Source organism: Lysobacter sp. FW306-1B-D06B, from assembly GCF_038446665.1.
GTDB lineage: Bacteria > Pseudomonadota > Gammaproteobacteria > Xanthomonadales > Xanthomonadaceae > Lysobacter_J.
Map to the genome: position 1 here is coordinate 3,887,798 of NZ_CP151802.1, position 17,437 is coordinate 3,905,234.

The window sequence follows — 17,437 nt, forward strand, 5'->3', positions numbered from 1 at the left end:
TCATTACGTTGTGGGCGGTTACTCGGGCTTGCGTTCGACCGGCGGCGGCAGATGCGGATCGGCGAGTGGATCGGGCGCTTCGCCTTCCGGCAGCGGACTCGCGCCGACGTACAGCCGGCTGTGGCGATAGCGCTCCTGCGCGTAGCGCAGCAGCACGTTGACCACCGCCGCCACCGGCAACGCCAGCAGCATGCCGAGGAAGCCGAACAACTGGCCGCCCGCGAGCACGGCGAAGATCACCGCGACCGGATGCAGGCCGATGCGGTCGCCGACGAGCTTGGGCGTGAGCACGTAGCTCTCGATCACCTGGCCGATGCCGAACACCACCAGTACACCGGCGACGTGCTGCCAGTCGCCGTACTGCACCAGCGCGGCGATCACGCCCAGGATGATGCCGCTGGCCGGGCCCAGGTACGGCACGAAGGTCAGGATGCCGGCGATCAGGCCGATCAGGATGCCCAGGTCCAGCCCCACCGCCCACAGGCCCAGGCCGTACATCACGCCCAGCACCAGCATCACCAGGAACTGCCCGCGCAGGAACGCGCCGAGCACGTCGCTGGATTCGCGCGCCAGGCGGCTCGCGGTGTCGAGGTGGTCACGCGGAATCATCGACGCCACGCGTTCGACGATCAGGTCCCAGTCGCGCAGGAAGAAGAAGGTGATGACCGGAAGCAGCGCGACGTTCGCCACCAGCGCGATCACCGCGAAACCCGAACGTGACAGGTAACCCAGCAGCGTGCTCGCGATGCCGCCGGCCTGGTCCCAGTTGTCGCGCACGAGTTGGCTGATGTGGCTGAAGTCGAGCCACTCGGTGATTTCAACGCCCAGGCGTTGTTCGACCCACGGCACCGCGGTGAGCATGAACCAGTCGCGGTAGTGCGGCCACGACGAGACCAGCGTGGTGATCTGCCCCTCGATCAGCGGCACCAGGATCAGCAGGCCGGCGAGCACGATCAGCGCCATCGCCGTGAACACCAGGCTCACCGCGACATTGCGCGAGCGGCCGGCGCGTTCGAGCCGGTCGACCAGCGGGTCGCCCAGCCAGGCCAGCATCAGCGCGAACACGAACGGCGTGAGGATCGGCGCGAGCAGCCAGATCAGCCAGCACACGCCAACACCGAGCGCCACCCATTGCAGGCGGCGTAAGAAGAGTGCGATGTCGTCCAGTGCTTGCGATTGCATGCGGATCCTTGTCGGTGATGACGTCAGCGCAGGTGATACACCGGCGGCTGGCCTTCCAGGCCTTCCAGGACATCGACCACGCCGTCGCGCGCCAGCAGGCGGTTCAGGCCGGGCATGCCGCTGACGAGTTGGAGTTCGTATTCCAGCCCCTGCGGCGTCGCCCGCACCGGCACGCTGCGGCGCACGACCGACAGCTTCTGCAGGTAGCCCGCCAGGCGGATGAAATCATCGCTGCTGTCGATGCCGGTGAAGGTGACGCGGTACACACCCGGTTCGCCCGAAGGCGCGCGCTTGGCGTAACGCTTCATCAGCGCGTCGGCCGCGCCGTCGGCGCCGCTGGCCATCAACTGGCGGGGGTCGGTGCCGGTCTGCGACCAGGTGGCGAGCACCTTGCCGGTGTCGACGAAGGTCCAGTCGGCCTTCCAGCCGGCGGTCGTGTCGCGGTAGAGCTTGCCGATCAGTTGCATCGGCGGGCTGTAGCGGGCCGAGGCGCGCGCGACGGCGGCGCTGTCGCCGCGCCAGATCGCGCCGACCGCGGCCTGCTCGGCGGCGTTGCCGGTGGGCAGGCCGAGCTTGTAGCCACGCTCGACCGCCCGGTTCAGCGCCGGCCGTGCCGCGTTCACCTGCGGCAGGCCGACCAGACGCGGGCCGCTGCCGTCGTCGATGGCCAGCCACAGGACCGGCTTGGGGCGCGGCTGCGGCCAGATCGGAATGCCCAGGGTCGCGGCGAGGTCGTTGACGGCTTCCTCGTCGTACTGGATGACCAGGGTGGTCCGGAAGCTCGGCGCGCCGGTGGGGCCCAGTCCCTCGTCCTGCCGGTAGTCGTAGGCCTTCACGTAGGTGCGGGCCTGGCGGAGCTCGTTGCCCACGCCGGGGCGGGAAGCCGCGCCACGGTCGCCGGAGAGCTTGCCCAGCACCTGGGCCAGGCCACGCGCGAGCGCAGCGTTGCGCTCCGTCTCGCCCTGCCCGTTCACCTGCACTTCGGTCGCGTAGATGCCCTCGGCCCGGGCGCGGTCGCCCTCCACGCGCTGCGCGGCGGCACCCAAGCTCGTCAGCAGCAACAAGGCGGCCACGATCGTCAGATGAACCTGCCGGAGGAGCGTCGTGCGCGGTGTTCCCGCGCGAATTGCCCGAACCATCGCTATCCCTGGGTACGTAAACAGTCGAAATGGTGCCGCAGCCGACCCGCCCCGTCCATTCGCGGCGTGATCCAGACCACAGCCGGGGTCGCGCGACTGTTAAAATCGCCGCTTCATCTCCCGCGACCGCCGAGGCCGCCCGTGTCGAATTCCCCCACCACGCCCACCCCGATCACCTACCGCGATGCCGGCGTCGACATCGACGCGGGCAACGAGGTGGTCGAACGCATCAAGCCGCTGGTCAAGCGCAGCTTCCGGCCGGAAGTCATGGGCGGACTGGGCGGCTTCGGCGCGCTGTTCGACCTGTCGGGCAAGTACAAGGAGCCGGTGCTGGTCTCGGGCACGGACGGCGTGGGCACCAAGCTCAAGCTGGCGCAACAGCTCAACCGCCACGACACCATCGGCATCGACCTGGTCGCCATGTGCGTCAACGATGTGCTGGTTCAGGGCGCCGAGCCGCTGTTCTTCCTAGACTATTTCGCCACCGGCAAGCTCGATGTCGACACCACGGTAGCCGTGGTCGGCGGCATCGCCAAGGGTTGCGAGATGTCGGGCTGCGCGCTCATCGGCGGCGAGACCGCCGAGATGCCCGACATGTACCCGCCGGGCGAATACGACCTGGCCGGCTTCTGCGTCGCCGCGGTGGAGAAGTCCAAGCTGCTCGACGGCGCCAAGGTGCGCGAAGGCGACGTGCTGATCGGCATCGCCTCCAGCGGCCCGCATTCCAACGGCTACTCGCTGGTGCGAAAGATCTACGACCGCGCCGGCCGCCCGGCCGACCTCGACATGGGCGGCGTGAAGCTGATCGATGCGCTGATGGCGCCGACGCAGCTGTACGTGAAGCCGATCCTCGAACTGCTCGGCAAGCACGATCTGCACGCCATGGCGCACATCACCGGCGGCGGTCTGACCGAGAACATCATCCGCGTCATCCCCGATGGCCTGGGTCTGGACATCGAGGCGTCGGCCATCGTGCTGCCGCCGGTGTTCGACTGGCTGCAGCGCGAAGGCGCGGTGCCGAACGACGACATGTGGCGCACCTTCAACTGCGGCGTGGGCTTCGTACTGGTGGTTGCACCGGGCGAGGTCGCCGCGGTGGAAGCCGACCTCGACCGCCTGGGCCTGCGCCATCGCCCGATCGGGCAGGTGGTGAAGGCCGCTGCCGGTGCCCCGGTCGACAGCCGCGTCCGCATCGGCTGATCGACGCTTCGCCACGCCAAGCCCCATGACCGACCAAGCCACGCGGGAAGGATCCCGCGCACGCGATCCGGGATTCGCCATGTGTTTGCAAAAACGCTGGGCGTTGGGGGCCTTGCTTCTCGTGTTCGTGGCCACCTGGTTGAACCCGCAGTGGCCCAGGGAACAGGCGTTGCACACCATCGGCACCGTGATCGCCGTGGTGTGGCTGTGGTGGCACGACCGGCGCTGGAACACGCGCACCCGCGACTTCGTGCTGGTATGCGGATTCCTCGCCGTGCACTGCCTGGCCGCTCGCTGGCTGTACTCGAACGTGCCCTACGACGACTGGTTCCGTGCCGTGCTGCACTGGTCGCCACAGGACGCGTTCGGCTGGACACGCAACCATGCCGATCGCTTCATCCACCTGCTGTACGGCCTCTGCCTGACGCCCCTACTCGCCGGCCATGCAACGCAGCGGTGGCCGCGTCTGTCGGCTGCGCAGGCGTTCGGGCTCGCGGTGATGGCGATCATGTGCACGAGCCTGGTGTACGAATGGATCGAATGGGGCATCGCGTTGACGATGTCGCCGCAGGAGGCCGAGTCCTACAACGGCCAGCAGGGCGACATCTGGGACGCACACACCGACATGCTTCTGGCCACGCTGGGTGCGCTGGCCACCTGGCCGCTGGTGTGTTCGGCGCGGATGCCGGCCTGCATCGTGGCGGAGGCGGCCCCATGAACGAGCGCATCGCGGTGCTGGCTTCGGGACGCGGCAGCAACCTGCAGGCGATCCTCGACGCGATCGCGGACGGCTCGCTGTCGGCGCGGATCGTCGGCGTGTTTTCCGACAAGCCGACCGCCGCCGCGCTCGACCGCGTCGAACCGGAACTTCGCTGGGGGGCGAGCCCGAAGGACTTCCCTTCGCGCGAGTCATTCGACGCGGCATTGGCCGACGCCATCGAAGCCACGCAGCCGGACTGGATCGTCTGCGCCGGTTACATGCGCATTCTGTGCGATGCCTTCGTGGAGCGGTTCCGCGGGCGGCTGCTCAACATCCATCCCTCGCTGCTGCCCAAGTACCCGGGCCTGCGCACGCATGCGCGGGCGATCGCCGAGGGCGATGCCGAGCACGGCGCCAGCGTGCACTTCGTGATTCCCGAGCTGGACGCCGGCACGGTCATTGCCCAGGCGCGCGTGCCGGTCCTGCCTGGAGACGACCCAGAGGCCTTGGCCCAGCGCGTCCTGCAGGTGGAGCACCCCCTGCTCGTGGCCGTGCTGCAGTTGGCCGTCGCGGGCCGTTTGGCTGAACAGGGCACAACCACGACCCTGGACGGTCATGCCCTGTTTACGCCTTTGCTCCTAGATTCCGCCGGTGCCCTGCAGGCATCCGGCACCGGCGCCCCCCGCTGAACGCCGCCCCGGAGCAGGCATGCACGGCATCCTTCCGCACTACCTTTCGATGAAGCGTCCTCTCCGCGTCCTGATCACCGCCCCCCTCCTGGCCACGCTCGCCCTGGTCTCCTTCGCCGCGCCCGCCTCCGCGCTGGAGCCGTTCGTGGCGAACTACCAGATCTTCAACGAGGGCAAGCCGCTGGGCGAAGCGACCATGCAGGTGGTGCCGTCCAGCGCACCGTCGCACTGGCGCATCGACCTCAACATGCGCGGTACGCGTGGCCTGATCGGCCTGGCCGGCGCCAATGCGCAGCAGAGCACGGTGTTCGACGTGGTCGGCAGCGATGTCTACCGCCCGCTGAGTCAAAGCACGGTGCGCAAGGCGGTGTTCGTCGGCAAGGAAATCACCGGCACCTACGACTGGGCCTCGCACACGGCGCGCTGGACGGGCGACGTGAAGAAGAAGCGCCAGGCGCCGGTGCCGCTGAAGGACGGCGACATGAGCGGGCTGCTGATCAACCTGGCGATCGTCCGCGATGCCCAGCCGGGCAAGACGCTCCAATACCGCTTCGTCGACAACGGCCGCGCGCGCGACCACCTGTATTCGGTGTCGCAGGAACTCGAAGGCGTGAGCGTCGACGGCATGGGCTTCAATGCCATGCGCGTGAGCCGTGTTCAGGGCGGGGGCAACGACGAGACGGTACTGTGGGTGGTTGAAGGCGTGCCCACGCCCGTGCGCATCCTGCAGCGCGAAAATGGCGAGGACACTTTCGACCTGCGCCTGGTCGACTACAAGGGAGCCCCGTGATGGCCACTGTTTCTACCCGCGTGCTGCGCTGCGCATTCGCCGCCGCGCTCCTGGCGACGGTCAGCGCGCCTGCGCTTGCGATCAAGCCTTTCACGGCCGATTACCAGGCCAACTACATGGGCATGCAGGGCGCCGGCAAGATGACGCTGACGGCCGACGGCGCCAACCGCTGGAAGTACGACCTGTCCGTCTCCAGCCCGCTGGCGAACCTTCGCCAATCCACCGTGTTCGAGGACAACGGCGGCCAGTGGCGGCCGCTCTCGGGCAACGACAGTTCGCAGGTGCTGACCAAGAAGCAGAACAAGAACGCCACCTACGACTGGGCCAAGGGCGTGGCGAGTTGGACCGGCGACGTGAAGCCCGAACGCGCCGGCCCGATCAAGCTGCAACCCGGCGACATGGACGCGCTGCTGATCAACCTGGCGATCGTGCGTGACGTGCAGGCCGGCAAGACGATGAACTACCGCATGGTGGAGGACGGCCGCGTCAAGCAACTCACCTACACCATCGCCGGCAAGGAACCGATCACCATCGGCGGACAGTCGAAGCAGGCGACCAAGGTCGTGAGCACGCAGGGCAACAAGCAGACCATCGCGTGGATCGTGGACGGCATGCCGGTGCCGGCGCGCATCCTGCAGCGCGACAAGGGCCAGGACGCGATCGACCTGCGGGTGCAGGCGGTGCGTTGAGCACGATCGACGCAGGCAAGAAAAAAGCCCCGCGGAAGCGGGGCTTTTTCGTTTCGTGGCCTGGTGCCGCGGACGCTCACTTCGTCGCGGGCTGCACCACGGTCCGGCAATCCATGCGCAGCGTATCGTTGCTTCCGCGCCACGAATACGCACGGCATTCGCGCGCACCTTCCTTCGTGACCTTCACGGTGACGGCGTAGAACGACTGCAGCATCTCCTGCATGGAGACGTTGCCGTCGCCGTTCCAGTCCATGTCCTTGCGGTCCATGCCGCGCGTGCCGGCCGCACCGGTGAAGTGCAGCCAGCCCACCACGATCAGCAGCGTGACGAAGAAACCCAGCGTCGCAAGACGACGCGGCGTGAACGGTGCGCGCTTGATCGCAGCCATGGATCAGGCCGAGATACGGCGGATCTTGGCACCGAGGCCGGAGAGCTTCTCCTCGATGTTTTCGTAGCCGCGATCCAGGTGGTAGATGCGGTCGATGGTCGTGGTGCCTTCGGCGACCAGACCAGCGAGGACAAGCGATGCCGAAGCGCGCAGGTCGGTCGCCATCACCGGAGCGCCGCTCAGGCGTTCCACGCCGCGCACGATCGCGGTGTGGCCTTCCACGCGGATGTCCGCGCCCAATCGCTGCAGTTCCGAGACGTGCATGAAGCGGTTCTCGAAGATCGTCTCGTTCATCACGCCGACGCCGTCGGCGATGGCGTTCATCGCCATGAACTGCGCCTGCATGTCGGTCGGGAACGCCGGGTGCGGCGCGGTTGTCAGATCCACTGCACGCGGGCGGCGGCCCTGCATATCCAGCGTGATGCGATCGCCCTCGACGGTGATGTCCGCGCCGGCCTGCTTGAGCTTGTCGATCACCGCGTCCAACGTATCCGGACGCGCGCGGCGCACGGTGACGCGACCGCCGGTCATGGCTGCGGCGACGAGGAAGGTGCCCGTCTCGATGCGGTCCGGCAGCACATCGTGCGCGCCGCCATGCAGGCGCTCCACGCCGTGCACGACGATGCGGCCGCTGCCGGCGTGCTCGATGTTCGCGCCGAGCGCGTTGAGGCAGTCGGCCAGGTCGACGATCTCCGGCTCCATCGCGGCGTTTTCCAGCACGCTGGTGCCTTCGGCGAGCGCGGCGGCCATCAGCACGTTCTCCGTGCCGGTGACGGTGACCATGTCGAAGACGAAGCGCGCGCCCTTCAGGCGACCGTCGCGACGGGCCTTGATGTAGCCGTTCTCGACGGTGATGTCCGCACCCAGCGCCTGCAGGCCCTTGATGTGCTGGTCGACCGGACGCGAACCGATCGCGCAACCGCCCGGCAACGAGACTTCCGCCGCACCGTACTTGGCCAGCAGCGGGCCGAGCACGAGCACGGAGGCGCGCATCGTCTTGACCAGTTCATACGGTGCAACGTGGCTGTGCACAGTGGTCGGATCGACCACGATGCCGCGGCCCCTGGCGAGCGTGCCTTCGTCCACGGTGATGCCCGCGCCGAGTTCGCCCAGCAGCTTGGCCGTGGTGACCACGTCGTGCAGGTGCGGCACGTTGGTGATCGACACCGGGCCATCGGCGAGCAGCGTCGCGCACAGGATCGGCAGGACGGCGTTCTTCGCACCGGAGATCTGCACCTCGCCGTTGAGCGCGGCGCCGCCTTCTACAACGATCTTTTGCATGTTCGGGATTGGGGATTCGAGATTCGGGATTCGGGAAAGGAATTCGTGGGCTTCGGCTACGGGCATCGCTTGCGCGAATCCCGAATCACGAATCCCGAATCCCGGCTTCTTCGGGCGTCAACGTCTTCAGCGCCAGCGCGTGGATCTCGCCGCCCATGCGTTCGCCCAGCGTGGCGTAGACCAGGCGGTGGCGCGCCAGCGGCAGCTTGCCGCGGAAGGCGTCGGCCACGACGGTGGCTTCGAAATGCACGCCGTCGTCGCCGCGCACGTCGGCGTGCGCGCCGGGCAGGCCTTGTTCGATCAGCTGGCGGATGATGTCGGGGTTCACGGGGGAAACAGCCTCGGGACGCGGAACTCGGGGGGGAAGATGGGGGCTTGATTCGTGCGCCGCGCGTCCTGCGCCCCGCACGCCGGTGGCGGGATCCGTCGTTGACGGGCTTTTGCCGGCCAGACCGCCTAAAATGGATGGATTAGCCTAACGGAAAGGCCCCCGGTCCGAAATGGCACGCCCCATGGCAAGCATCCCCTTTACCTCGCCCGCCTCGCCCGTCCACGCCCAGGCATACGCCGACGACCCGGCCACCCTGGCCGCGAGCGGCCGCCGCGTCTTCGAGATCGAAGCACAGGCGCTCTCCGCCGTCGCCGCGCGCATCGACGGCGACTTCAGCGCGGCCTGCCGCCTGATCCTCGCCTCGCAGGGCCGCGTGGTCTGCACCGGCATGGGCAAGTCGGGCCATATCGCGCGCAAGATCGCCGCGACGCTGGCCTCCACCGGCACGCCCGCCTTCTACGTGCACCCGGGCGAAGCCGGCCACGGCGACCTGGGCATGATCACCGACGTCGACATCGTGCTCGCCCTGTCCTACTCCGGCGAGAGCGATGAAGTGCTCATGCTGCTGCCCGGCCTCAAGCGGCAGGGCAACAAGCTGATCGCGATGACGGGCCGGCCGAACTCCTCGCTGGCGCGCGAAGCCGACGTGCACCTGGACGTCAGCGTGCCCGCCGAAGCCTGCCCGCTCGCGCTGGCGCCGACGTCCAGCACCACCGCTTCGCTGGCGATGGGCGACGCCCTCGCCGTCGCGCTGCTGGACGCGCGCGGCTTCACCGCCGACGACTTCGCCCGCTCGCACCCGGCCGGCGCGCTGGGCCGCCGGCTGCTGTTGCACATCGCCGACATCATGCATTCCGGCGACGACATTCCCCGCGTGACGGCCGACGCCAGCGTCAGCGAAGCGCTGGTGGAAATGAGCCGCAAGCGTCTGGGCATGACCGCCGTGGTCGATGCGGACGATCGCTTGCTCGGCCTGTACACGGACGGCGATCTGCGCCGCACGCTCGACGACGACCGCGTCGACCTGCGCGGCACGCGCATCGCCGAAGTGATGACCCGTTCGCCCAAGACCATCGGTTGCGATGCGATGGCGGTGGAAGCGGCGCAGTTGATGGAAGCGCACAAGATCAGCGGCCTGCTGGTCGTGGATGGAGAGGGACGCCTCGTCGGTGCCCTCAACATTCATGACCTGTTGCGCGCGCGGGTGGTTTAAAGACCGGGATTCGGACTGGGGATCGGGGATTCCAATCCCCCAGGAGATACCCGTTCTTGCGAATCCCGAATCCCGAATCTCGAATCCCAATCCCATGCCCTACAGCCACCTCAACGACTATCCCGCCGATGTCCGCGAACGCGCCTCGCGCATCCGCCTGGCCTGCTTCGACGTGGACGGCACGCTGACCGACGGTCGCCTGTATTTCGATGGCGAGGGCAATGAACTCAAGGCGTTCCACGTCCACGACGGGCAAGGCCTCACGCTGCTGGGCAAGGTCGGCATCGCGGTGGCCTTCATCACCGCGCGCGGCGGGCCGATCGCCAAGCGCCGTGGCGCGGACCTGGGCATCACCGAGGTCCATGTCGGCGTGAAGGACAAGCTCGCCTGCGTGCAGGAGATCGCCACACGCATGGGCGTTGACATTTCCCAGGTCTCCTTCATGGGCGACGACCTGGCCGACCTGCGCGTGATGCTGCAGACCGGCTTCGCCGTCGCGCCGGCCGATGCGCACCGCTGGGTCGCCGAACGCGTGCACTGGCGCACCAGCGCGCGCGCCGGCCACGGCGCCGTGCGCGAATTCTGCGATCTGCTGCTGGCCGCGCAGGGGCATGCCGAGCCGCTGCTCGCCGATCTGCTGCGTGTCGAAGGCGTGCGCGTGGAAGGCAACGCATGAACTGGGGTCAGATGAACTGGCGCGCCGTGCTCACGGTCGTGCTCATGGTGGGTGCGCTGCTTAGCGGCTGGCTCATGTGGCAGCAGCGCGATCGCGGTGGCCCGACTGGCCCGGTCGGCAAGCGTCCGGACTACGTGCTGCACGACTTCCAGGTCAGCGTGCTAGACAAGGAAGGCCACGAGGCCTTCACGCTCAACGCGCCGCGCCTGGAACGCGACCCGGATGTGAGGACGATGCAGATCGCCACGCCGGTCTTCCACCTTCCGCCGAAGCAAGGCAGCCAGGCCTCGCCGTGGGACATCCGCTCGCAGACCGGCTGGGTCAGCGAGAAGGGCGACGAAGTGCGCCTGCGCGGCGGCGTCAAGGCCGAAAGCACCAACGCCGACGGCAAGCCGATCCGCGTGGTCACCGAGGAACTGAACGTTTTCCCCGACGCCCGGCGGGCCACGTCGTCCGCCCAGGTAACGCTCACGCAGCCGGGCCTTATACTGAACGGCCGTGGCCTCGAAGCCGACCTCGATGCCAAGCGCATCATCCTTCAGAACGACGTCAAGGCCCGATATGAACGTGCTGCTCCATAGCGAGTGTCTGGCGCATGCGCGCGCGATCCAGCGGCGCCGCGTTCGCGAAACGCCCATACACGTCCGGATGTTTCTCAGTCTCGCACTGGTGCTCGCCCTGACGCCGGCCCTGGCCCTGGCGCGCACGTCCGACCGGAACAAGCCGATGGACATCGATGCCGGCCACAGCGACTACTCGATGGACGACAGCCGCCCGACCACGCTCAGCGGCGGCGTGATCATCACGCAAGGCACGCTCGACATCCGCTCCAACCAGGCCGTGATCACCTCGCGCGACGGCGAGCCCGTGCGTGCGGTGCTGACCGGCGCGCCGGTGACGCTCAAGCAGGAACTGGACGACGGCAAGCAGATGGACGCGGTCGCCAAGAAAGTGGATTACGACCTCAAGAGCGAGATCGTCGTCTTCACCGGCGGCGTGAACATCCGCCAGCCTTCCGGCTCCATCGCCGGCGAACGCGTGGTGTACAACATGAAGACCGGCCAGGTGCAGGGCGGCGGACAGGACGCGGGCCGCGTGAAGATCCGCATCATTCCCAAGAACACCCAGGGGGGCGGCTGATGCTGGTCGCCCAGGGCCTGCGCAAGGCTTACCGTGCGCGCGAGGTGGTCAAGGACTTCGGACTGACCCTGGACGCCGGCGAGGTGGTCGGCCTGCTCGGCCCCAACGGTGCCGGCAAGACCACCTGCTTCTACATGATCGTGGGCCTGGTGCCGGCCGACGCCGGCCAGATCGTCCTGGACGGCAAGGACATCACCTCCGAGCCCATGTACGCACGCGCGAAGTACGGCGTGGGCTACCTGCCGCAGGAACCCTCGGTCTTCCGCAAGCTCTCCGTGGCGGACAACATCCGCCTGGTGCTGGAGCTGCGCGAGGACCTGGACCGTCACGGCCGCGACCGCGAACTGGAAAGCCTGCTCGACGAACTGCAGGTCGGCCATGTCGCCGACCAGATCGGCGCGAGCCTGTCCGGCGGCGAGCGCCGTCGCGTGGAAATCGCACGCGCCCTGGCCGCGCGTCCGCGCCTGATGCTGCTCGACGAACCCTTCGCCGGCGTGGACCCGATTTCGGTCGGCGAGATCCAGCGGATCGTGCGCCACCTCAAGAATCGGGGAATCGGCGTGCTCATTACCGATCACAACGTCCGCGAAACCTTGGGCATTTGCGATCGGGCGTATATCCTCAACGAAGGCGGCGTTCTGGCGCAGGGTGCTCCGGATGCGTTGCTAGCGAACCCCGATGTACGCCGCGTGTACCTGGGCGAGACCTTCCGGCTGTAAGGATGTAGTCGAAGGGTGCGGAAATTCCGCACGTCCAGAGCGCAGCGGCCGTCGGTTCCCCCTGGTCGCGTTGGCCTTCGACAATGAAACCGCGTCTTCAAGCCGCACTTGGACAACAGCTGGTGATGACACCGCAGTTGCGTCAGGCGATCCGCCTGCTGCAATTGTCTGCTGTGGAGCTTGAGGCTGAACTGGCCGCAGCGGTGGAGAGCAATCCACTGCTGGACTGGACCGAGACCGCGATCAGCGTCTCCAACGGCGAGTCCGGCGGCGAACAGCCCGGCAACGGCGCCGAAACCGAGCACCTGCCGCCGGAGGCCGAATGGACCACCGACGGCGAGCCCTGGTACGAACGCCTGGGCCCGTCCGACAACGAGGAAGAGACGCCCATCGCCGAGCAGGTCGCCGAGTCGGACACCCTGCACGATCACCTGCTGTGGCAGTTGCACCTGAGCCCGCTCTCCGCGCGCGATCGCTCGCTCGGCGTCGCCCTGATCGAATCCATCGATGACGACGGCTACCTGCGCGAGCCGCTGGAGTCCATCGCCGCCTCGCTGGCGGAGACGTTCGACTGCTCCGTGGAGGAGCTCACGACCGTGCTGCACCAGGTGCAGCAGTTCGATCCCGTCGGCGTGGGCGCGCGCTCGCTGGGCGAATGCCTGCGCCTCCAGCTTGCCCAGTTCACGCCCGAGACCCCGGGCAAGGCATTGGCCCATCAGCTGGCCAATGGCCCGTTGGAACGCCTGCCGCGCATCGGCGTGGCGGGCCTTGCGGCGGAACTCAAACTCGATCTGGGCGAGGCCGAAACGGCCGTGCAGCTGCTGCGTTCGCTCGATCCGCGCCCCGGCGCGCAGATCGGCGCGATCGCCAGCGACACCTACATCGCCCCGGACCTGGTGATCTGGCGCCAGCACGGGCTGTGGCGCGTCGCGCTCGCCGACGGCATGCGCCCGCGCATCTCCATCCACCGCGGCTACGAGAACATGCTCCGCCACGCCAGCGGCACCGACGCCAGCTACCTGCGCGGCCACCTGCAGGAAGCGCGCTGGCTGCTCAAGAGCCTGGAAGCGCGGGGCGAAACCCTCATCAAGGTGGCGCGCTGCCTGATCAAGCAGCAGGCGGCGTTCCTGGAGTTCGGCGACAGCGCGCTGCGCCCGCTGACGCTGCGCGAGGTGGCGGCCGAAGTCGGCCTGCACGAATCCACCGTTTCACGCGCGATCGCCCGCAAATACGCGCGAACGCCGCGTGGAACCGTGCCGATGCGTGCGTTCTTCGCGTCGGGCATCGACACCGGCGCCGGCGGCGAGGCCTCCAGCACGGCGATCCAGGCCATGATCCGGCGCCTGATCGAGGCGGAGAACCCGCGCAAGCCGCTCTCCGACGCCCGCCTGGCCGAAACGCTCAAGGCCACGGGCGTGCCGGTTGCGCGCCGCACCGTCGCCAAGTACCGCGAGGCGATGAGCATCCCCTCCTCGCAGGACCGCGTAAGAATCGGTTAGGAAAACGAAACACCTGCGTGAAGAAGTTGCGGACGAAACCTTGCCGGATCAATGCGTTCTGTCCGGATCCTCCAAACTGCGGACGTTCGCCCCTTGCGCAACGCACCGGGCGTGCCATCCTGTCTTCCCGTCGCGACGTAAAGGAGGTCTCCGATGCGTATCGAAACCTACGGTCAGCAGATCGAGGTAACCCCCGCCCTGCGGGATTACGTGGAAAGCAAGCTCTCGCGACTGGAACGTCATTGTGAACAACCCTTCGACGTGCGCGCCCAGCTGAGCCTCGAGAAACCGAACCACCGGGCCAAGGCCACCGTCAACCTTGCAGGCCGCACGCTCGTGGCCGATGCCCAGGCGATCGACATGTACGCCGCGATCGACCTGCTCACCGACAAGCTCGACCGCCTGCTGCGCGAGCATCGCAGCAAGGTCGTCGATCACCATCGCGGCGAAAGCGCCGCACGCAGCGACAGCTTCGGCTGACGCACGCCCCACCCCGCCACAACACCATGCCGCTGCACGATCTATTGAACCGCGCGCGTGTCGCCATCCTCGATGGTCACGCGATAGAGGCGAGCGCGTCCGATGAGGACGGCAAGCCGCACGCGCGCGCGCTCGATGCGGCGGCATGGCTGTTGGCGGACGGCTTCGACAGCGCCGCCATCGCGCTCGCACTGCGCGAGCGCGAGGCGCGCGCCAGCACCGCATTCGGCTTCGGCGTGGCGATTCCGCATGCCCGCGTCGCCGATCTGGACGAATGCCGCGCGGCGTTCCTGCGGTTGGAGCATCCGGTTGATTTCGGTGCCGCCGATGACCGACCGGTCGACCTGATCCTCGCGCTGCTGGTGCCCGAGCACGACATCGACGGGCAACTGCGCCGCCTGGCCGAAATCGCCGAACGCTTCGCCGATGCCGACTACCGTGCGGCGCTGCGCGAGGCGCGCGATGCGGGCCAGCTCCGACGCACCCTGGCCGGCCCCGGCCCCGATTTCCTTCCCTGCGCCGCCTGAGGACCTGGATGAGCACCAGCATCAGCGCAGGGGAACTGTTCGAACAACAACGCGATCGTCTGGGCCTGCGCTGGCTGGCCGGACAGAAGGGCGACCGCCGCATCCTCGAATCGGTGAACACGGTCGCGCGCCGACCGTCGCTGGCCGGTTACCTCAACGCGATCTATCCCAACAAGGTGCAGATCCTGGGCACCGAGGAACTGGCGTGGCTCGACGCGCTGGAACCACGTCTGCGCTGGGAGACGATCGAGAAGATCATGCAGTTCCGCCCGCTGGCACTGGTCATCAGCAAGGACCAGACCTGCCCGGAGGATCTGCGCATCGCGGCCGAGGAAAGCTACACGCCGTTATGGGTCTCGCCGCGGCGCGGGCACGAGTTGCTCAACCACCTGCAATACCACCTCGCGCGCACGCTGGCCCCGCGCGTGACGTTGCACGGCGTCTTCATGGAGATCTACTCCATCGGCGTGCTCATCACCGGCGAATCCGGTTCGGGCAAGAGCGAACTCGCACTTGAGCTGGTGACGCGCGGCCACCGCCTGGTCGCCGACGACGCGCCGGAGTTCACCCAGATCGCGCCGGACGTGCTCGACGGCACCTGCCCGGAAATGTTGCAGGACCTGCTGGAAGTGCGCGGCCTGGGCGTGCTCAACATCCGCCAGATGTTTGGTGACACGGCGGTGAAGAACAACAAGTACCTGCGCCTGATCGTGCATCTGGCCAAGCCGATGACCGAGCCCAAGCCCATGGGCATGGAACGGCTCACCGGCGACAGCGGGATGCGTCGCGTGCTGGACCTGGACGTGCCGATGATCACCCTGCCCGTCATGCCCGGCCGCAACCTGGCCGTGCTGACCGAAGCGGCCACGCGCCTGCACAGCCTGCGCATGAAGGGGCTCGACCCGGCCGCGGCGTTCATCGCGCGTCACAGCAATTTCCTCGAACACGGCGACGCATAAGCCGCCCACGCCACCTTCCGCCCATCGCGCCATGAGCGAACCGTCCAACTCCACTCTCGTCATCGTCAGCGGCATGTCCGGCTCCGGCAAGTCGGTGGCCCTGCGCACCTTCGAGGACCTGGGCTACTTCTGCGTCGACAACCTGCCGGCCGATCTGCTGCCGCAGTTCGTCGCCAGCGTGCAGCGCGCCGACGACGGCGTGCCGGCGAAGATGGCCGTGAGCATCGACGTGCGCAACCGCCACAGCGATCTGAGCAACATCCCCGAGTGGCTGTCGGCCGTGGGCGCGCTGGGCCTGGACCCGCGCCTGGTGTTCTTCGACGCAGGCGATGAAACCCTGCTCAAGCGCTACGCCGACACGCGCCGCCGTCACCCGTTGAGCCACCTGGGCCTGTCGCTGGCCGATGCGATCTCGCTGGAACGCCAGGTGCTCAAGCCGCTGCGCTCCATCGCCGACGCCGTCGTCGACACCAGCAGCCTCAACGTGCATCAGCTGCGTCGGCAGGTGCTGACCGAGTTCGGCATCGGCGGCGACACCGGCATGTCGCTGCTGTTCGAATCCTTCGCCTACCGCCGCGGCGTGCCGGCCGACGCCGACTTCGTGTTCGACGCACGCGCGCTGCCGAACCCGCACTGGGATCCGGTGCTGCGCCCGCTCTCCGGACGCGACGCGGCGATCCGCGACTATCTGGGTTCGCAGGCCGACGTGAATCTGTTCTTCGAGCAGATCCGCCAGTTCCTCGATACCTGGCTGCCGCGCCTGCACGTGGACAGCACGCGCAGCTACGCGACCATCGCCTTCGGTTGCACGGGCGGTCGACATCGCTCGGTGTACCTGGCCGAACGCTTCGCCGAACACGCGCGTTCGCAGGGTTGGGATGAAGTTGCCGTGCATCATCGCGAACTGGACTGAGGCACCGCGCCTTCACGGTATCGCGACGCGCGCGGTGAACGCGTCCTGACTCGGCCGGCCATATCGCGCCGACTCACGAAATTTTTGCACCACGCTTGCACACGCCTTGCGCCTGGACGGCTACGGTCGGGTTGCGCTGCCTCATGCGCCATCCGCAGGAGTGTGCAATGCGAACGACTTCCACCCTGATGCTCGCGCTGGCCGGTGTGCTCGCGGCGTCACCTGCCCTCGCGCAGAAGACCGAACGACCGACACCGACCCCGCCGCCCACCGGCAGCACCACCGACACCACACCGCGCGCGCTCAGCTTCGCCGACCTCGACGTCAATGCCGATGGCAAGGTGAGCAAGGACGAAGCCGCCGCGGACGCACGCCTCACCAGTCACTTCGCCCAGGTCGATCGCGACGGCGACGGCCAGTTGTCGGCGACCGAGTTCGCCGCGGGCCACGCGAGTTCCGAATCCAGTCCGCCACGCTGATCCATCCGCGGCGACCACGACGGTTCGCGCACCTCACCCTTCCCTAGCAGAGGAGTCCCCATGAACCACCACGGCATCCATCGACTCACCGCCGCGCTGGCGCTGGTCCTGATCACCTCGACGCTGGCCCTGGCCGGCTGCCAGAAGACGGAGACCGAAACGGTCGCACCGCCTCCGCCGGCCGACACCGCGCCGCCGCCGGAACCGACCCCGCCTCCGCCGGAGACCACCATGCCCCCGACGGACACCACGACGCCGCCCACCACGCCGCCCCCGGCCGAAGGCGAGCAGCCCCCGCCGCAGGATCAAACCACCCCGCCGCGTACGTGATCCTCGCGCCCTGACCCACTCCCCGAAACGGCCCGCTCGAGCGGGCCGTTTCCTTTGCGCAGCCGCATTCTGTGACCGCGCTCGGCCAACCGCACAGGCACGCGCACGACTCG

Annotated in this window: 22 protein-coding genes; 17 read left to right on the top strand and 5 right to left on the bottom strand. The window is 68.0% G+C overall.

Annotation, left to right across the window (positions count from 1 at the left end; translation table 11 throughout):
- Positions 1–18: 18 nt before the first annotated feature.
- Together AAFF32_RS18030 and AAFF32_RS18035 are read right to left on the bottom strand one after the other, a co-directional pair.
- Positions 19–1,182 carry an AI-2E family transporter gene (locus AAFF32_RS18030; protein ID WP_342315932.1) on the bottom strand — a complete coding sequence of 388 codons (1,164 nt, stop codon included), beginning with the start codon at positions 1,180–1,182 and terminating at the stop codon, positions 19–21.
- 23 nt (positions 1,183–1,205) lie between these two features.
- On the bottom strand, positions 1,206–2,255 hold the full coding sequence (locus tag AAFF32_RS18035; protein ID WP_342315933.1) for a DUF2066 domain-containing protein: 1,050 nt from the start codon (positions 2,253–2,255) through the stop codon (positions 1,206–1,208).
- 237 nt (positions 2,256–2,492) lie between these two features.
- Here AAFF32_RS18035 and purM point away from each other — a divergent pair, with 237 nt between their 5' ends.
- The 5 genes from purM (at position 2,493) to AAFF32_RS18060 (ending at position 6,389) form a co-directional block, all read left to right on the top strand.
- Positions 2,493–3,521, top strand: a complete 1,029-nt coding sequence (purM, locus tag AAFF32_RS18040) for a phosphoribosylformylglycinamidine cyclo-ligase (protein WP_216964285.1) — start codon at positions 2,493–2,495, stop codon at positions 3,519–3,521.
- Positions 3,522–3,600: 79 nt separating this feature from the next.
- The gene (locus tag AAFF32_RS18045) at positions 3,601–4,239 is read left to right on the top strand and encodes a DUF2238 domain-containing protein (RefSeq protein ID WP_342315934.1); all 639 of its coding nucleotides are present in this window, start codon (positions 3,601–3,603) and stop codon (positions 4,237–4,239) included.
- Positions 4,236–4,910 (top strand): phosphoribosylglycinamide formyltransferase, encoded by a 675-nt coding sequence (purN, locus tag AAFF32_RS18050; RefSeq protein ID WP_342315935.1) that lies wholly within the window; start codon positions 4,236–4,238, stop codon positions 4,908–4,910. The genes AAFF32_RS18045 and purN overlap by 4 nt, the downstream gene beginning before the upstream one ends.
- 49 nt (positions 4,911–4,959) lie before the next feature.
- Positions 4,960–5,700, top strand: a complete 741-nt coding sequence (locus AAFF32_RS18055) for a DUF3108 domain-containing protein (protein ID WP_342315936.1) — start codon at positions 4,960–4,962, stop codon at positions 5,698–5,700.
- A complete protein-coding gene (locus tag AAFF32_RS18060; RefSeq protein ID WP_216963418.1) occupies positions 5,700–6,389 on the top strand; it encodes a DUF3108 domain-containing protein in 690 nt (229 codons plus the stop codon). Before AAFF32_RS18055 ends, AAFF32_RS18060 begins: the two co-directional genes overlap by 1 nt.
- Positions 6,390–6,465: 76 nt before the next feature.
- Here AAFF32_RS18060 and AAFF32_RS18065 read toward each other — a convergent pair whose 3' ends face one another.
- From AAFF32_RS18065 to AAFF32_RS18075, 3 genes are all read right to left on the bottom strand, one after another.
- Complete coding sequence (locus AAFF32_RS18065) at positions 6,466–6,777, bottom strand: EF-hand domain-containing protein (RefSeq protein ID WP_342315938.1); 312 nt, start codon at positions 6,775–6,777, stop codon at positions 6,466–6,468.
- 3 nt (positions 6,778–6,780) lie between these two features.
- Positions 6,781–8,058, bottom strand: a complete 1,278-nt coding sequence (gene murA / locus AAFF32_RS18070) for a UDP-N-acetylglucosamine 1-carboxyvinyltransferase (protein WP_216963421.1) — start codon at positions 8,056–8,058, stop codon at positions 6,781–6,783.
- 85 nt (positions 8,059–8,143) lie between these two features.
- Positions 8,144–8,386 (bottom strand): BolA/IbaG family iron-sulfur metabolism protein, encoded by a 243-nt coding sequence (locus AAFF32_RS18075; RefSeq protein ID WP_342315939.1) that lies wholly within the window; start codon positions 8,384–8,386, stop codon positions 8,144–8,146.
- Between the two features lie 184 nt (positions 8,387–8,570).
- On the opposite strand from AAFF32_RS18075, the gene AAFF32_RS18080 reads away from it, so the two are divergent.
- The 12 genes from AAFF32_RS18080 (at position 8,571) to AAFF32_RS18135 (ending at position 17,324) form a co-directional block, all read left to right on the top strand.
- Positions 8,571–9,602: a KpsF/GutQ family sugar-phosphate isomerase gene (locus AAFF32_RS18080; protein WP_216963428.1), complete on the top strand. Its 1,032-nt coding sequence runs from the start codon at positions 8,571–8,573 to the stop codon at positions 9,600–9,602.
- Between the two features lie 94 nt (positions 9,603–9,696).
- A complete protein-coding gene (locus AAFF32_RS18085) occupies positions 9,697–10,278 on the top strand; it encodes an HAD hydrolase family protein (RefSeq protein ID WP_216963430.1) in 582 nt (193 codons plus the stop codon).
- Positions 10,275–10,859 carry an LPS export ABC transporter periplasmic protein LptC gene (gene lptC / locus AAFF32_RS18090; protein ID WP_342315940.1) on the top strand — a complete coding sequence of 195 codons (585 nt, stop codon included), beginning with the start codon at positions 10,275–10,277 and terminating at the stop codon, positions 10,857–10,859. Before AAFF32_RS18085 ends, lptC begins: the two co-directional genes overlap by 4 nt.
- A gap of 67 nt (positions 10,860–10,926) precedes the next feature.
- A complete protein-coding gene (lptA, locus tag AAFF32_RS18095; RefSeq protein WP_342315941.1) occupies positions 10,927–11,418 on the top strand; it encodes a lipopolysaccharide transport periplasmic protein LptA in 492 nt (163 codons plus the stop codon).
- On the top strand, positions 11,418–12,137 hold the full coding sequence (lptB, locus tag AAFF32_RS18100) for an LPS export ABC transporter ATP-binding protein (RefSeq protein WP_216963438.1): 720 nt from the start codon (positions 11,418–11,420) through the stop codon (positions 12,135–12,137). The genes lptA and lptB overlap by 1 nt, the downstream gene beginning before the upstream one ends.
- Positions 12,138–12,220: 83 nt before the next feature.
- Entirely contained in the window at positions 12,221–13,636 is a 1,416-nt protein-coding gene (locus AAFF32_RS18105) for an RNA polymerase factor sigma-54 (protein ID WP_216963441.1), read from the top strand.
- A gap of 153 nt (positions 13,637–13,789) precedes the next feature.
- Positions 13,790–14,116 carry a ribosome-associated translation inhibitor RaiA gene (gene raiA, locus AAFF32_RS18110; protein ID WP_216963443.1) on the top strand — a complete coding sequence of 109 codons (327 nt, stop codon included), beginning with the start codon at positions 13,790–13,792 and terminating at the stop codon, positions 14,114–14,116.
- A gap of 26 nt (positions 14,117–14,142) precedes the next feature.
- Positions 14,143–14,643, top strand: coding sequence for a PTS sugar transporter subunit IIA (locus AAFF32_RS18115; protein WP_342315942.1), 501 nt, complete (start codon positions 14,143–14,145; stop codon positions 14,641–14,643).
- A gap of 8 nt (positions 14,644–14,651) precedes the next feature.
- A complete protein-coding gene (hprK, locus tag AAFF32_RS18120; RefSeq protein WP_342315943.1) occupies positions 14,652–15,602 on the top strand; it encodes an HPr(Ser) kinase/phosphatase in 951 nt (316 codons plus the stop codon).
- Positions 15,603–15,633: 31 nt separating this feature from the next.
- Positions 15,634–16,515 carry an RNase adapter RapZ gene (gene rapZ, locus AAFF32_RS18125; protein WP_216963452.1) on the top strand — a complete coding sequence of 294 codons (882 nt, stop codon included), beginning with the start codon at positions 15,634–15,636 and terminating at the stop codon, positions 16,513–16,515.
- Between the two features lie 167 nt (positions 16,516–16,682).
- A complete protein-coding gene (locus AAFF32_RS18130; RefSeq protein ID WP_342315944.1) occupies positions 16,683–16,994 on the top strand; it encodes an EF-hand domain-containing protein in 312 nt (103 codons plus the stop codon).
- A gap of 60 nt (positions 16,995–17,054) precedes the next feature.
- Positions 17,055–17,324, top strand: coding sequence for a hypothetical protein (locus AAFF32_RS18135; protein WP_216963466.1), 270 nt, complete (start codon positions 17,055–17,057; stop codon positions 17,322–17,324).
- The last annotated feature ends 113 nt before the right edge of the window (positions 17,325–17,437 follow it).

Coding starts and splice junctions, on each gene's coding strand:
- AAFF32_RS18130 (WP_342315944.1), top strand. CDS start 16,683: ATGCGAACGACTTCCACCCTGATGCTCGCGCTGGCCGGTGTGCTCGCG.
- AAFF32_RS18105 (WP_216963441.1), top strand. CDS start 12,221: ATGAAACCGCGTCTTCAAGCCGCACTTGGACAACAGCTGGTGATGACA.
- hprK (WP_342315943.1), top strand. CDS start 14,652: ATGAGCACCAGCATCAGCGCAGGGGAACTGTTCGAACAACAACGCGAT.
- purN (WP_342315935.1), top strand. CDS start 4,236: ATGAACGAGCGCATCGCGGTGCTGGCTTCGGGACGCGGCAGCAACCTG.
- AAFF32_RS18060 (WP_216963418.1), top strand. CDS start 5,700: ATGGCCACTGTTTCTACCCGCGTGCTGCGCTGCGCATTCGCCGCCGCG.
- AAFF32_RS18085 (WP_216963430.1), top strand. CDS start 9,697: ATGCCCTACAGCCACCTCAACGACTATCCCGCCGATGTCCGCGAACGC.
- AAFF32_RS18115 (WP_342315942.1), top strand. CDS start 14,143: ATGCCGCTGCACGATCTATTGAACCGCGCGCGTGTCGCCATCCTCGAT.
- AAFF32_RS18055 (WP_342315936.1), top strand. CDS start 4,960: ATGAAGCGTCCTCTCCGCGTCCTGATCACCGCCCCCCTCCTGGCCACG.
- rapZ (WP_216963452.1), top strand. CDS start 15,634: ATGAGCGAACCGTCCAACTCCACTCTCGTCATCGTCAGCGGCATGTCC.
- lptC (WP_342315940.1), top strand. CDS start 10,275: ATGAACTGGGGTCAGATGAACTGGCGCGCCGTGCTCACGGTCGTGCTC.
- AAFF32_RS18030 (WP_342315932.1), bottom strand. CDS start 1,182: ATGCAATCGCAAGCACTGGACGACATCGCACTCTTCTTACGCCGCCTG.
- AAFF32_RS18045 (WP_342315934.1), top strand. CDS start 3,601: ATGTGTTTGCAAAAACGCTGGGCGTTGGGGGCCTTGCTTCTCGTGTTC.
- murA (WP_216963421.1), bottom strand. CDS start 8,058: ATGCAAAAGATCGTTGTAGAAGGCGGCGCCGCGCTCAACGGCGAGGTG.
- AAFF32_RS18080 (WP_216963428.1), top strand. CDS start 8,571: ATGGCAAGCATCCCCTTTACCTCGCCCGCCTCGCCCGTCCACGCCCAG.
- raiA (WP_216963443.1), top strand. CDS start 13,790: ATGCGTATCGAAACCTACGGTCAGCAGATCGAGGTAACCCCCGCCCTG.
- AAFF32_RS18135 (WP_216963466.1), top strand. CDS start 17,055: ATGAACCACCACGGCATCCATCGACTCACCGCCGCGCTGGCGCTGGTC.
- lptA (WP_342315941.1), top strand. CDS start 10,927: ATGTTTCTCAGTCTCGCACTGGTGCTCGCCCTGACGCCGGCCCTGGCC.
- AAFF32_RS18065 (WP_342315938.1), bottom strand. CDS start 6,777: ATGGCTGCGATCAAGCGCGCACCGTTCACGCCGCGTCGTCTTGCGACG.
- lptB (WP_216963438.1), top strand. CDS start 11,418: ATGCTGGTCGCCCAGGGCCTGCGCAAGGCTTACCGTGCGCGCGAGGTG.